This is a genomic window from Streptomyces sp. NPDC104096 (assembly GCF_055584385.1).
In genome coordinates this window covers 1-12,690 of record NZ_JBVJMD010000078.1, presented here as the reverse complement: position 1 = coordinate 12,690, position 12,690 = coordinate 1, and the positions used below count along the sequence as shown (strand labels likewise).

Below are 12,690 nucleotides of genomic sequence, written 5' to 3'. Positions count from 1 at the left end.
AAGCTGCGACCTTCGCGTGAACCCATGCCATCGATGAACCCGCGCCGTGCTGAAGCAAATCGCTTGTGACGCGCCGTCGATACGTCTAGCCTGCAGGCAGGCAAGGAGCCTGGGAAAGTACCTGGGCCACCACCAGTCACGTTGAGGTACGGAGCGTCGGAAAGCACCCTCGCCACCACCTCCTCCTATTCCTGCGCACCCCTCCTGTCCGGCCGTTGCATGCCGGGCGGGCGAAAGGCATCCCCTTGACCATCTACTCTCAGCACGCCAACCGTGGGAAGACCCAGGTCCTGGCGACCTACCAGGGTCCGGACGGCGTCGAATCCAAGACTGTGACGAGCCTGGGCGACCCGCGCCTTGCCATACCGATCGTCGACGCCCTCAATCGAATCTCTGCCTTCGCCACCGTCCCTGTCAGTGTCCACGACTGCCGGGGACAGCGTGCGGACCACTACCCGCGCAAGCACCTTGCGGCACTCACGCAGGCTGCCGCCCGTGCTGATCTCCTCTGTGGCACCCACAGTCTCTGGTACGAGTACGTCTGTCTGCGGCTTCACCAGGCGTTGGCCGATCTGGACAACGCTCTAACGGGAGTGCCCGATACGGTCCGTCGGGCAATCTACTGCGAACTGGAGGTAGAAAAAGCCGAGTTGTGTGCGGCGCTTGATGACTTCTCGGGAACCTCCTCGCAACCCGAGACGGAGCAGACGCGTTGTTGGGAGTTCGCCCATCCCTTCGTAAAGCATGACGACGGAATCGATACTCTGAGCGACGAAACCCGCCAACGCCTCGACCGCCGTGAGGCAGGGCTCACTGCGGAGGAGCGCGAGAAGGCTGTCGCCGGCCTCCGTGTGCTGGTCACAGCGCACTCCCGGTGCACCGGAATATGGGCCACACTGGACGACCCCAGCTGCGAGCTCTTCGCCGAGCCGTACAACTCCGACGGTTTCTACATGACAATCCAGGCGCCGGAGCCTGGCGATAGCCAAGGGTGCTGGGAGGTCGAGGTTGGGCGTTGGGAGCCGGACGACCCCAACGAGGAGTACGGGGAGCACAGCAGTGCGACGGGCAGCACCGTGATCGGCTGTGCCCTTCCCGTTGCACCGGACGTCGACGAGGTCGCGCACTTGCTGAAGTCCGTGGAGGAGAAGCCGCTGCTGCTTGCTCAGTGGGCCCAGACTCCGGTAGACGCAGCGCTCGCGGGGACGACGACTGTGGTGACAAAGCGCTACGACTCCTGATCGGGCGTCCCCACAGGATTCCGATGCTGGCGATATAAGGGACTGGCCGCAGCGAGCTCGGCTGCGCGCCTTACCCTCATACGGGCCGCCTCACCCGCACGTATCGACACCATCGTCGGCGATGGCTGTGCTCTCAAGCAAGCCGTCGTGGCGCACGGGACGGGCTGGTCAGCCGCTCGGTCACCGATGCCGGCGGTGACCCGCCGCTCGTAGCGACAAGGCCACTTGATGGACTCCTGGATGAGGGCAGCGCCCATCGCAATGGCAGCCATCGGTCAACACCTCCCGTTCCACTGTTCAGGCCGCCCGGTACCAGCCTGAGCCTGCGTCCACTGCGCGTTGACCCCGGCCCACCTCAGTGGGGGCAGGCAAGAGGGCGCCATCCGATCTTCTGTACATCGATACGCTTGGAGTCCCTTGACCGTGGGCATTTCATCAATTCTCAGACACTGTCATACAGAGGAAATTCGAACTGCTCCGGCAGTAGCATGACGGCTTGTCAGTGCAAGGCAGCAGCCAGAACAACAGGGGGCGGCAAGGATGTCAGGCATCGGGTTGGCTGCGGCAATCGAGGAGCTGCGTCAGGAGCTCTACGAGGCTCAAGCTCGCGGCTCCAACCAGCAGTTCGCCTTCGGTATCGAAGAGGCTCAGTTGGAGTTGTTGCTCGAGCTACGCAACACCGGCAGGGCAGAAGGCAAGTTGAACTTCAGCGTTGCCACCGCCGGCGCGGGCGGCGAGCGCTCCACCACCCAGACCCACAAGCTGACACTGAAGTTGTCTGTCCGAGACCGAGCCGCGGGTGGCACCAGCCCCGACATCAACGACGACGACACCGGGACCTGGTGAGGTGGACCCTCGCAGACTGGTGCTGATTCGCAGCGGCACCGCCAAGCAACGCCGCAGTGTCGGCTCGGGTTATCTGATCGCTCCGCGCCTGGTTCTCACCGCTGGCCACGTCCTCACAGACAAAGACACTGGTGCCCCCTGGCCGCAGATCCGGGTGTGGGTGGGGCACCCACGCGAGGGCAATACCGTCTCCAGTCGGGCTGACCTCGTCTGGACTCATCCGCAGGGTCTGGACGTTGCACTCCTGCACATCCACACCGAGGTGGAGATGCCGGGTGTCGTCCGATGGGGGCATCCTGTCGGCAAGGCGCCACTGCGCTACGAGGGACTCGGCTTCCCTTTGGCCACTGCGACCGACGAAGGCCGCGACGCCGAGCACCTGCGAGGCGTGCTCCCCCCGCTGTCCGCAGGCGCTCGCGACCTCTACGTCCTCGACCAGGAGCCCGCGCCCGATCCTGTGGCCAACGGCCGCAAACCATGGGGAGGTGCGTCCGGAGCCGCGGTCTTTTGCGAGGATCACCTCGTGGGTGTGGTGATCCACGACTACCAGTCCTATGGCAACCGTCGCCTGCGCGCCTGCCCCGCGCGTGCCTTCACTCAAGACCTCGGCTTCCAGACCACGCTGCAACAGTACGCCGACGGTCCGCCACAACTGGCCAAGATCGGCGCGATCTTGCCGACGGCCCGACCCCCAGCCGAACGCCTGCCGATCGAGCAAGAGTTGGAACAGCTTCTGTGGCCGTTACTCGGGGACCCGGGGACCTGCTCGGTTCACACCCGAGCGCTTGCCCGCGCCCTCGGCTACCGGATACCCGCCGACTACGCCCCGTCCGTCCCCGACCTCGTGGCCCTGCTGTCGGTCCACCCCCGTGCCCTGGCCACCCTCAGCAGCACTGTGGCTCAGGCCGCCGTTGGCGAAGACGCACGCGCTCGACTGACGACGCTCCTGGCTCATGCCCGAGCTGCCGGGCTCGGCTCTCTGCTTTCCCTGGAGGAGTACGAGCTCCTTTTGAGCCTGCTGCGCGGCATCTGCAAGGAACACCCCGCCCTGCTGCCCCGCGCTGCACGGGAGAGCCTGCGCTACTCGGTGCTGCCCAACCCCCTCGCCCACACCTACCTCTCCACCGAAGACCTCGAACAGGTCGTCGACGAAATGGAGACCCTCTCCGACAGTGAGCATGTACCGGACGGAACGCCACAGGTGCCAGCCCTGTTGAGACTCGTCGAATACGTGGCCGCTGCCGTCGGGCAGGAGGGTAGGCAAGCGTTGCGCAGGTGGTCTGACCGTGTGGCCACCCGCACCGGAATCCACCCTCCGGTACTTAGTGAGCGTCGCACCGACGCCAACCGCTGGGCTGCCCAGGAACCCTCGCCGATCTCGCAGGTCCTGCTCGAACTGACCCACGATCGCGCAGCGCCCAAGGAGGGCTACTTCTTTCGTATCCTGCTCTCCCGGGCGGACGGCTCCCAGACCCCCCTCCACGAGGCGGAGAGCACCCCAAAGACCCCCGAGGAAGTAGCCCAACGCCTGCGCGACGCCGTCGAAACAGCAGCTAACGAGCCCGGTCAGTTGCCACACGTCCCGCGGGTGACTGTCCTGGTCGACCGCAAGGGACTTCACCTGCCTGTTGACGAATGGAATCCGGGTGCACCCAACGACTTCGTGCCCGACCAGCCGATCGGCGCCGAGTTCTGCATCACCCTTAGCTGTCCTGAGATGAGCACTCTGGTCAAAAGCCGCGAGCGCGAACATCGCCGGCGCCGGGAGAGCGGACACCGAAGCCCACTTGTCATCAGCGAGGACTGCGGCACTCGGCAACGTGTCAGACGACTGCTGGAGACCAGTCACCGCGACGCCACCCAAGTGATCCTTCACGGCCCCTATGAAGAGCGAACGGCCTTGTTGGAACTCTGCCTGGCGTATGGCGTTCCGGTTGTACTGTGGGATCGCGAGGCTGTTGGCTACGAGGATGCATCAAGGCTTCAGCCGTTGGATCCCACCGGACCACTCGCCGATCTGCCCGAGCGAGTGCGCGTCTTTCGGGGCGAAGCCTTCGACTTCCCGGAGATGGGGTCAGCCCGCCCTGCTCTTTTGTGGGAAGAGGTCTGTCGGCTTCAGGAGCCCCAGTCGCTGCAATTGAGGGACCCCCGGAGAGGAGCCCACACCTGATGACCACCCCACACCCCGAAGGCCACGACCGCGCCGGGGCCGCCAGCAGCGACTGGCGGCTCTTTCGCGGCGACGGGGCCTGCCGCGAGGTCACCTTTCCGCCTGCGCCACCCTGGCGTCGTTTTCCTCTGGAGGAGCCGTCGTCAGGGCAACAGTCAACCCTGCACCGGCCCTACCTCATCGACTCCGCCGAAGCCGACATCGTCAACGCGGCTCTCCACCTGCGCAGGCCCCTCCTTGTCACCGGGCACCCCGGCACCGGAAAGTCCTCCCTCGCCCACGCCATCGCGCACGAACTCGCCCTCGGCCGCGTTTTGCACTGGCCGGTCAACAGCCGTTCCACTTTGCAGGACGCTCTTTACCAGTACGACGCCATCGGCCGGCTCCGCGAGGCCAACCTTCGCCCCACTCCGGACGTTTCCGAACCAGGCATCGGCCAGTATGTCCGCCTGGGTCCCCTTGGCAACGCCCTCATTCCCCAGGAACGCCCGAGAGTGCTGCTCATCGATGAACTGGACAAAGGCGACGTCGATCTGCCCAATGACCTGCTCACCGTCTTTGAGGAAGGCGAGTTCGAAATCCCAGAGCTCACCCGCCTACCCGACAACCACTCCCCCGTGCATGTCCAGACCGACGACCCCGATGCCCCCGCACCAGTCGCCCGCGGGCGAATCCGCTGCCGGGAGTTCCCCGTCGTGGTCATCACCAGCAACGGCGAACGCGACTTCCCGCCCGCCTTCCTCAGGCGCTGTGTCCGCCTGGACCTTCGTGAGCCCGACGCACAGCGCCTGCGGGAGATCGTCGCCGCACACCTCGGCTACGAGGCACTAAACGACATCCACGACCTGCTGGAGGAATTCCTCAACCGTCGCGCGCCCGGCGATCTCGCCACCGATCAGCTCCTCAACGCCGTCTTCCTGCGCAAGGGCGGCGTCGACCTCGACGCCGACCGTCTCCTCGACGCCGTTTTGCATCAGCTCGGCGGGGCGGTTTGACGGCATGCTCGGGCGCCTGAGGGACGTATTGAAAGACAGCGGCGTAGACGTCTCCGACGAGGAACTCCTCGACATCCTGTGGCTGGCCAAGACCCTGCCCCAGGACACCGACCCACTGGCACAGGCACTCACGCTCAGCGCATCCTCACGGCAGCCCAACCGTGGCCACAAGGGTCCGTTCCCCGCGACCCAGGGCAGCGCCCCTCCTGCCGAGCAGTCGCCATCACAAGCGCCGTCAGGCCCCGGACCGGAACTTCCGCTGCACGCGGCACCCGAGTCAAACCCGAGCGAGGAGGCGGACGCGACTCGCAGAGCGCTCCCGATCCGCGTCCCCGACCATCGCCTGCTCGGCTCTCGCGAACTGCGGCTCGGTAAATCCCTGCGTCCTTTGCGGCAGCGCTTCCCCGACCGCCGCCGCCACGAGATCGACATCGCACGTACCGTGGCTGCCATGGCCGAGACCGGCCTGCCAGAAACCATCACCCGCCCCGCGCGAACCCGCTGGCTCTCTCTCGCCCTCCTGGTCGACGACGGAGTCTCCATGGTCCTTTGGCAGCGACTCGCCGCCGACGTGCGCATGCTGATGGAACGCGCCGGCGCCTTTCGGGACGTCCGCGTCTACGGACTCGACACCCGCAGCACCCGAGCCCCGCTGCTCAGCAACCACCCGTACGGAGGCGAGAAGGCCCGCCTACCCCCCGCGGGAATCAGTGACCCCACCGGAGACACTCTCGTCATGGTCGTCAGCGACGGCGTCGGCGACGCCTGGTGGGACAGCCGGATGCGCGAGGCACTCAACTTCTGGGCCGCACAGGGCCCCACCGTTCTCGTCCACGCCCTGCCTCCACGCCTTTGGGCGAGCTCCGGCGTCGCGGCCCAGCCATGGCAGATCACCACCCGCCGCCGTGGCGGCCCGAACACAGCCTGGCACGTCACTGATCCAGTCCTGCCACCTGACCTGGTCTCGTTCACGTCCGTGCCCATTCCGGTCCTTGATCCCTCGCCCTCCGCCATCGCTGAATGGTGCCGCCTGATCGCCTCGCCCAGCGCTACCGCACAACTCCCCCTCTGGACAGGTGGCCAGGCCCTTCCCGCCCGCCCCTATGTCGACACCCGTCACCCCCAAGGAGCGGAAGCCGTACTGCGTTTCCGTGCTGCCGCATCCCCGGAGGCCTACCGGCTGGCCGCACACCTAGCGGCTGTCGCTCCGGTCAGCCCGCCGGTGATGCGCCTCGTCCAAAACGCACTGGGCCCTCCCACCGACCTCGGGCACCTCGTGGAGGTCTTCCTCGGCGGTCTAATGCACCAGATCGACTCCGAGCGCCCAGCTCGCCTACCGCACGAACAGCGCTTCGACTTCCCCGAAGACACCCGCCGTGTTCTGCTGAGCGTGCTTCCTCCACGCGAACTGCACCGCACCACCCGGGCAATCGCCGACCACATGGAGAGCGGCGTGGGCCGCTCTCCGAACTTCACAGCGTGGGTGAGCCAGTTAAACGGACCGGCCATCGTGGGCACGCCCGACAGGTCCTTCGCCCTAATGAAGACCCGGCTGCTGCATCGTCTGGGCGTGCCCACGATTACGCAGAAAGCTCCGGATTCTAGCGGTCAACGCGAACAGGACAACACACGTCTCCGGTCGGTCTCAGCACCCCGCACCGGGGAAAGCGCTCAAGAGCCGCGCCGATTCCTAATCGCCACCGCTGTCTCTCAATATCTCAGGTGCCCGGAGTGGGACACGCCGGCTTTGGTGCCGGCACGCGAGCGCATCATCGACCTCTTCACGCACAAGCTGGGCTACCAGCATCACCCCACACCCGGCCTGGATCCCACCCGCGTCGAACTCGTCGACCAACTAAGGGCGTTCTGTAGGTCGCCGGACCGGCGCGAGGACGACCTGGTGGCGGTATACGTCTCGGGTCACGGGGAGGTCTTGGAAGACGGCAGTGAGCACATGCTGTTGCTCTCCGACACCGATCCCGACGACATCTCCTACACCGCGCTGCCGACAGTGGAACTAGCCCGGGCGATACTGCAGGGGACCAAAGTGCGGAGGCTACTACTGCTCCTGGATACTAGTTACGCTGGGCAAGGCAGCCTTGACGTGGCCGCGGCGCCATTCGTGCGGAACAATCCGTTCTGGGGGCGGGGCGCCGGCTCCGGGTTGTCGATCGTGTCCTCCGCTCAGCCGCACGAGCTGTCCGTGGCTGGTCTCTTCCCCCGTCTGCTCGCCGAGGCTGTCGGCAGCAGCGCCACGGCTGGGTATGCCCCGAACACACTGTCGCTGTCCGCCGTGGTGCAGCAGATGAACCACCACCCCGAGCGGCCTGGCTTCCAACGCATCAGCCTGTCCGAAATCGGCCTGACCGGGGAACCGGCCGCCTTTCTGTCCAACCCTCGCCACAGCCTTCCGCTCACCGATGTGAACCTGTTTATCCAGCAAGCCTCGGAGTTCGACGCACAAGCCCGGCGCCGCACGACGGAACTCAGCCGACGTCTGCTGGTGCGTGCCATGGGTCATCACGACAATGGCAGCCCGAGCTGGTGGTTCTGCGGCCGCCACAGGGCCCTCGCCGACCTCACCGCTTGGCTGAATGACACCGCCGGGCCGGCCTGCCAGGTGGTCACCGGGGACCCCGGCTCCGGCAAAACCGCCGTGCTCGGCCTGATCGCCGCCCTTACCGACTCCGAACTGCGCGCTACCGTGCCCGTGGACACTCTCGGCCTCGCTCCTGATTTGGTGCCGGGCCTGGGAGTAGTCGATGTGGCCATGTACGCACAGCACCTCACGGACACCGACGTCTTAGCCGGCCTGGCCGCCGCAGCGAAGGTACGTGCTGACACCGTCGGCGAAATCCTCGAAGCGCTGCATACGCGGGACAACAGGCGGCCGTTCACTGTTCTCCTCGACGCCCTGGACGAGGCCGCCACCCCCAACACCCTGTGCACACAAATCCTGCGCCCACTGATCAACCACTCGAACGGACGGATCCGGTTTCTGCTCGGCACCCGCCGCTTCCTACTCAACCATCTAGACATCGACTCCACACGGGTCATCGACCTCGACGATCCCCTCTACGCCGATCCCGCGGCGCTGCAGGCATATATCGCTCGCACCCTCCTCGAAGCCCACCCGGCCTCGCCCTACCGGCACAGCCCCGAGACGGTGCCGCCCGTGGCGGAGGCAATCACCAAAGCTGCCGGCAGGTCGTTCCTCGTCGCCCGTATCACCGCGAGCGCCTTGGCCGCAGCCGAGCACGTCGTGCGCGATCCCTCGGACCCTGCCTGGCTTGCAGGCCTGCCACATCTGCCCGGGCAGGCCATGCTCATCGACCTCAACAACCGCCTCGGCACCACCGCCCAGCTCGCCACCGACCTCCTGCGCCCTCTGGCCTTCGCCCAGGGGCAGGGCCTGCCCTGGGCGGACATCTGGGCCCCCCTGGCCTCCGCGATCGCCGGCCGGGCTTACACCGACGATGACCTTCTGTGGCTGCGCAGCACAGCCGGCTCCTATGTGATAGAGACCGTCGAATCCGGCCACTCCGTCTACCGCCTCTACCACCAAGCCCTCGCCGAACTCCTGCGTGAAGAAGACGCACAGGCCATCCACACGGCCTTCACCGATGTCCTGACCAGCCAGGTGCCGCATCGCAGCGACGCCACCCGCGACTGGTCCCACGCCCATCCCTATGTCCTCACCCATCTGGCATTTCACGCCACCCAGGCTGGGCGGCTCGACGAAGTCTTGGGCGACGCGGAGTACCTTGTCCACGCCGTTCCCGAGGGCCTCACACCCCACCTGAAGCACGCACGCACCGAGTCCGCCCGGCTGGCCGCCGAGGTCTACCTCACCTCTGTCGGGGACGGCCTGCACACCGCCACCCCTCCCGAGCGCCGCCAAATCCTCGCCCGCAACGCCGCACGCGCAGGCGCCACCACCTTGCAGCAGCAACTAGCACGCCGCATCCCCGAGGGCGACGAAGGCGTGTAAGCGCAGTGTTCTGCTGTCGGCCAAGACCGTCGCCTTTTCGATGGCATGGGCGACAGGATCGTCACATGCAGCCGATCTTCGTTCTCGTGCACAGTCCGTCCTTGGGTCCCTCGACCTGGCACCCTGTGGCCGAACACCTGACGGCGGCGGGATACCAGGTGCGGGTGCCGTCCCTGCTGCACATAGGCTCCGGTGCTCCGCCCTTTTGGCCTCGTATCGTCAGCGCCGTCCGCGACAGCCTCCGGCAGGTCTCGGCTGGCAGCCCGGTCACGTTGGTGACACACAGCAACGGAGGCTTGTTCCTCCCGGCGATTCGCTCGGGCCTCGACCATCCGGTGACCAGCTCGATCTTCGTCGATGCCGCATTGCCGTCCCGAATCGGACTGACCCCCGTCGCCTCACCCAAATTACTGGAGTTCCTTCGCCCGATGGCTGTGAACGGCAGGCTGCCACACTGAACCGACTGGTGGGACGAGGCAGACGTCGCACCCATGTTCTCTGATCCGATAGTGCGGCAGACAGCCATTGAGGAGCAGCCCACCTTGCCGCTGTCCTACTACGAGCAGCACATCCCGGTCCCCGACGACTGGGATGACCATCCCTGCTCCTACTTGCTGTTCGGCCCTCCGTATAACGACGTTGCCGCCGAGGCACGCGAGCGTGGCTGGCATGTGGCACACCTGCCCAGCGCACACCTCCATCAGATCATCGACCCTGTTGACACAGCCCGGCACCTCGTCGAACTTGCCATTACGACTTGATCCAAGTCCGATGCGCGTCCTGACTGATCATTTCAGATTGAGGTGCGGAGTCATCGCAGGTAGATGATGCCGCAGGTCAGCTCCAGGAGGCCTTGGTGGAGGTCGCCGCGGCGTTCATAGCGGGTCCGGAGTCGTTGGAACTGGTGGAGCCAGGCGGTTGGGTCGGCCGCGCGGTGAGGTGCTCGCCGTGGGGCGAGTCCTGTTCCGCGCAGCCTCCCGCCGAATCGGACATGAGCGATCCCGAGTTCAAGTCCTGTTTCCTCGCGAAGCTCCCGAGCCAGAGCTTCCACTGGCTGTTCACCCGGGTCGATCCCTCCGCCTGGCAGGTGCCACAGCCCAGGCGTGAAGATCGGTGAAGAATCCGACAACCGAGCCAAGAGCAGGCAATCGTCCTCCACCGCGATCCCATACACAGAAACGCGGATCTGCGTGCGACTACCCACCGGCCCGATCCCTCCCACGCCAGATTGCGGCCGGAGCGGAACTCTAGCCGCATCAAGATCTACTTTCGCAACAGACCCTAGAGGTTCTTGAAGGCGGGCACCTGGTCTTCGTCAGTGCCTGTTCCTGAGGCTGACATGACAGGTTCCCGGTCGTGACCGGTCGGCGAACGGCTTCGAACGGCACATCGCCGACCTGCGAGCCGCGCTGGAGCACGCGGCCCGGCTGCCGCACTTCTGCGCCGGGCGCGAGGCAGCCACCGGCCCCGTATAACCCGTTGACGGGCGTGCCGCCCAGTCCCGACGATCAGGCGCATGTCTGCCGCCCTGGCGCCTATGCGCTACCGCCCGTTCCGTCACCTCTTTATCGGTACGACGGCCAACCTGCTCGGCAACGGAGTGGCGCCGATCGCCCTGGCCTTCGCTGTGCTGGATGCCACGGGCTCGGTCGGCTCGCTCGGGCTGGTGGTCGGCGCCCACTCCCTCACCGGCATCCTCTTCCTGCTCTACGGCGGAGTGTTGGCGGACCGGCTGCCGCGCGGCCCGCTGCTGGTCGGCAGCAGCGTGGTCAGCGCCGCGAGCCAGACGGTGGTCGCCGCCCTGGTCCTCACCCACAACGCCGCCATCCCCCTGCTCATGCTGCTCGCCGCGGTCAACGGGGCGTCCAGTTCCTGTTACCAGCCCGCTGCCCAGGCCCTGCTGCCCCAGACCGTGCCGGCCGAGTCCCGCCGCGCCGCCCTCTCGCTCTCCCGCATCGCGGGCAGCAGCGCGGCGATTTTGGGTGCCTCGCTGGGCGGCGTACTGGTCGCCGCGGTCGGCCCCGGCTGGGGCCTGGCCGTCGACGCCCTCAGCTTCGCGCTCGCCGCCGCGTCCTTCGCACTGGTCCGCGTCCAGGTCGCACCGCCCGCGCCCAGCCCCGGCGTGGTGCATGAACTGCGGATCGGCTGGCGGGAGTTCACCTCCCGCACCTGGGTGTGCGTGATCGTGGTGGCCTTCTGCTTCCTCAACGCCGGCCTCACGGCCTGTTTCACCGTCCTGGGGCCGGCCGTCGCCGACACCACCACAATCGGCCGTACCGGCTGGGGCCTGGCCGTCGCCGCGTCCTCACTCGGCGCGGTCGCCGGCGGCATGCTGTCGCTGTACTGGCGACCCCGGCGTGCGATCCTGACCGGCTGCGCGCTGATGGGCCTGACGGCGATGACCCCGCTGCTGCTCGCGCTCGCCCCGCATACCTGGGTGCTGGTCGTGGCCAACTTCGTGGCGGGCGTGGGCATCGAGCAGGCCGGCGTCGCCTGGTACTCGACGCTTAACGAGCAGATCCCCGAGGACCGCCTGGCCCGCGTCTACGCCTACGACGATCTTGGCTCCTACCTCGCGCTCCCGCTCGCCCAGTTCGCCGCCGGGCCCGCCGTAGTCCTTCTCGGGCTCCATGCCACCCTCTACGCGGCCGCCGCTCTCATTCTCCTCGCCACCCTCACCATGGTCGCCACCCCCTCCGTCCGCGCCCTGGCACCGAAAACAGCAGAACCGCTGCCCGCCTCCGAAGACCCGGTGCCTGGCTGAGCTCGACAGTTCGTGGGAGAGCGGACTCCCGGCCGGGAGTCCGGGCCGGTAGGTGGAGTTGCCGACCGTGAACTTGAGAACGATCAGTCCCGGTTGGCCTCGCGGGAGGGCGCCTGTCCGCTTCGGCGGGAGGTCCAGCGGGTGATGTGCCTGGTCATCAGCGTGATCGCAGCCCAAGTGATCAACGATTCCGAGTGCTGGACGAACCGTTCGCAGTCACGGGCATGACGGCGGGCGTGCATGATCCATGCGAGCGACCTCTCAACGACCCAACGACGCGGCAGGATGACGAACCCGGGGGGTTCGGCGGCCGACTGACGGTCTTGAGGGTCAGCCCGAGGTGCTTCTTCGCCTAGGTCACGAGCTGTCCGGCATAGCCGGAATCGGCCCAGACGATGGTGATCTCCGGGTGCATCAGCTGCAGTCGGAACAGGACTTCCTTGGCCGCCTCGCGGTCGGTCATGTCGGCTGGGGTGACCATGGCGAACAGCGGCAGGCCCTTCGTGTCGACGACCAGGTGCGCTTGCGTCCGTTGATCTAGAGGGCGTCTGAAAAGCCTGTCAGCGGGCAAGTTGCCTGGTAGCGGGATGGTGTCGCACTTTCGGGGGCTGGGGTGTGCGGGCTGCGTACCCGTTACTCGACGGATCTGTCCGATCCGGAGTGGGAGATCCTCCGTCCGCTGG

The 12,690-nt window shown here is 66.7% G+C and carries 9 protein-coding genes and 1 pseudogene; 8 read left to right on the top strand and 2 right to left on the bottom strand.

Annotated elements, in window-relative coordinates:
• Positions 1-245 precede the first annotated feature (245 nt).
• The 7 genes from ACZ60B_RS39120 to ACZ60B_RS39090 all read left to right on the top strand — a co-directional run bounded on the left by ACZ60B_RS39120 (position 246) and on the right by ACZ60B_RS39090 (position 10,004).
• Positions 246-1,241, top strand: coding sequence for a hypothetical protein (locus ACZ60B_RS39120; protein WP_469395907.1), 996 nt, complete (start codon positions 246-248; stop codon positions 1,239-1,241).
• Between the two features lie 540 nt (positions 1,242-1,781).
• Positions 1,782-2,087 (top strand): trypco2 family protein, encoded by a 306-nt coding sequence (locus tag ACZ60B_RS39115; RefSeq protein ID WP_469395904.1) that lies wholly within the window; start codon positions 1,782-1,784, stop codon positions 2,085-2,087.
• Between the two features lie 19 nt (positions 2,088-2,106).
• Positions 2,107-4,257 carry a VMAP-C domain-containing protein gene (locus tag ACZ60B_RS39110; RefSeq protein ID WP_469395902.1) on the top strand — a complete coding sequence of 717 codons (2,151 nt, stop codon included), beginning with the start codon at positions 2,107-2,109 and terminating at the stop codon, positions 4,255-4,257.
• Complete coding sequence (locus ACZ60B_RS39105; RefSeq protein ID WP_469395900.1) at positions 4,257-5,252, top strand: AAA family ATPase; 996 nt, start codon at positions 4,257-4,259, stop codon at positions 5,250-5,252. Before ACZ60B_RS39110 ends, ACZ60B_RS39105 begins: the two co-directional genes overlap by 1 nt.
• Before the next feature lie 4 nt (positions 5,253-5,256).
• Complete coding sequence (locus tag ACZ60B_RS39100) at positions 5,257-9,243, top strand: SAV_2336 N-terminal domain-related protein (RefSeq protein ID WP_469395897.1); 3,987 nt, start codon at positions 5,257-5,259, stop codon at positions 9,241-9,243.
• A 65-nt stretch (positions 9,244-9,308) separates the two neighbouring features.
• Positions 9,309-9,701, top strand: a complete 393-nt coding sequence (locus ACZ60B_RS39095) for a lipase family protein (RefSeq protein WP_469395896.1) — start codon at positions 9,309-9,311, stop codon at positions 9,699-9,701.
• Positions 9,702-9,734: 33 nt separating this feature from the next.
• A complete protein-coding gene (locus tag ACZ60B_RS39090; RefSeq protein WP_469395894.1) occupies positions 9,735-10,004 on the top strand; it encodes a hypothetical protein in 270 nt (89 codons plus the stop codon).
• A gap of 50 nt (positions 10,005-10,054) precedes the next feature.
• Here ACZ60B_RS39090 and ACZ60B_RS39085 read toward each other — a convergent pair whose 3' ends face one another.
• Entirely contained in the window at positions 10,055-10,417 is a 363-nt protein-coding gene (locus ACZ60B_RS39085; RefSeq protein WP_469395927.1) for an NUDIX hydrolase, read from the bottom strand.
• Between the two features lie 342 nt (positions 10,418-10,759).
• On the opposite strand from ACZ60B_RS39085, the gene ACZ60B_RS39080 reads away from it, so the two are divergent.
• Entirely contained in the window at positions 10,760-12,007 is a 1,248-nt protein-coding gene (locus ACZ60B_RS39080) for an MFS transporter (RefSeq protein WP_469395891.1), read from the top strand.
• A gap of 104 nt (positions 12,008-12,111) precedes the next feature.
• Here the strand turns inward: ACZ60B_RS39080 and ACZ60B_RS39075 are convergent.
• Positions 12,112-12,544 (bottom strand): annotated as a pseudogene (locus tag ACZ60B_RS39075) (transposase); the annotation flags it as partial.
• Positions 12,545-12,690 lie beyond the last annotated feature (146 nt).

What these genes read in the sequence shown, in the direction of transcription:
- ACZ60B_RS39115 (WP_469395904.1), top strand. Translation starts at nt 1,782, where the DNA reads ATGTCAGGCATCGGGTTGGCTGCGGCAATCGAGGAGCTGCGTCAGGAG.
- ACZ60B_RS39105 (WP_469395900.1), top strand. Translation starts at nt 4,257, where the DNA reads ATGACCACCCCACACCCCGAAGGCCACGACCGCGCCGGGGCCGCCAGC.
- ACZ60B_RS39100 (WP_469395897.1), top strand. Translation starts at nt 5,257, where the DNA reads ATGCTCGGGCGCCTGAGGGACGTATTGAAAGACAGCGGCGTAGACGTC.
- ACZ60B_RS39095 (WP_469395896.1), top strand. Translation starts at nt 9,309, where the DNA reads ATGCAGCCGATCTTCGTTCTCGTGCACAGTCCGTCCTTGGGTCCCTCG.
- ACZ60B_RS39090 (WP_469395894.1), top strand. Translation starts at nt 9,735, where the DNA reads ATGTTCTCTGATCCGATAGTGCGGCAGACAGCCATTGAGGAGCAGCCC.
- ACZ60B_RS39080 (WP_469395891.1), top strand. Translation starts at nt 10,760, where the DNA reads ATGTCTGCCGCCCTGGCGCCTATGCGCTACCGCCCGTTCCGTCACCTC.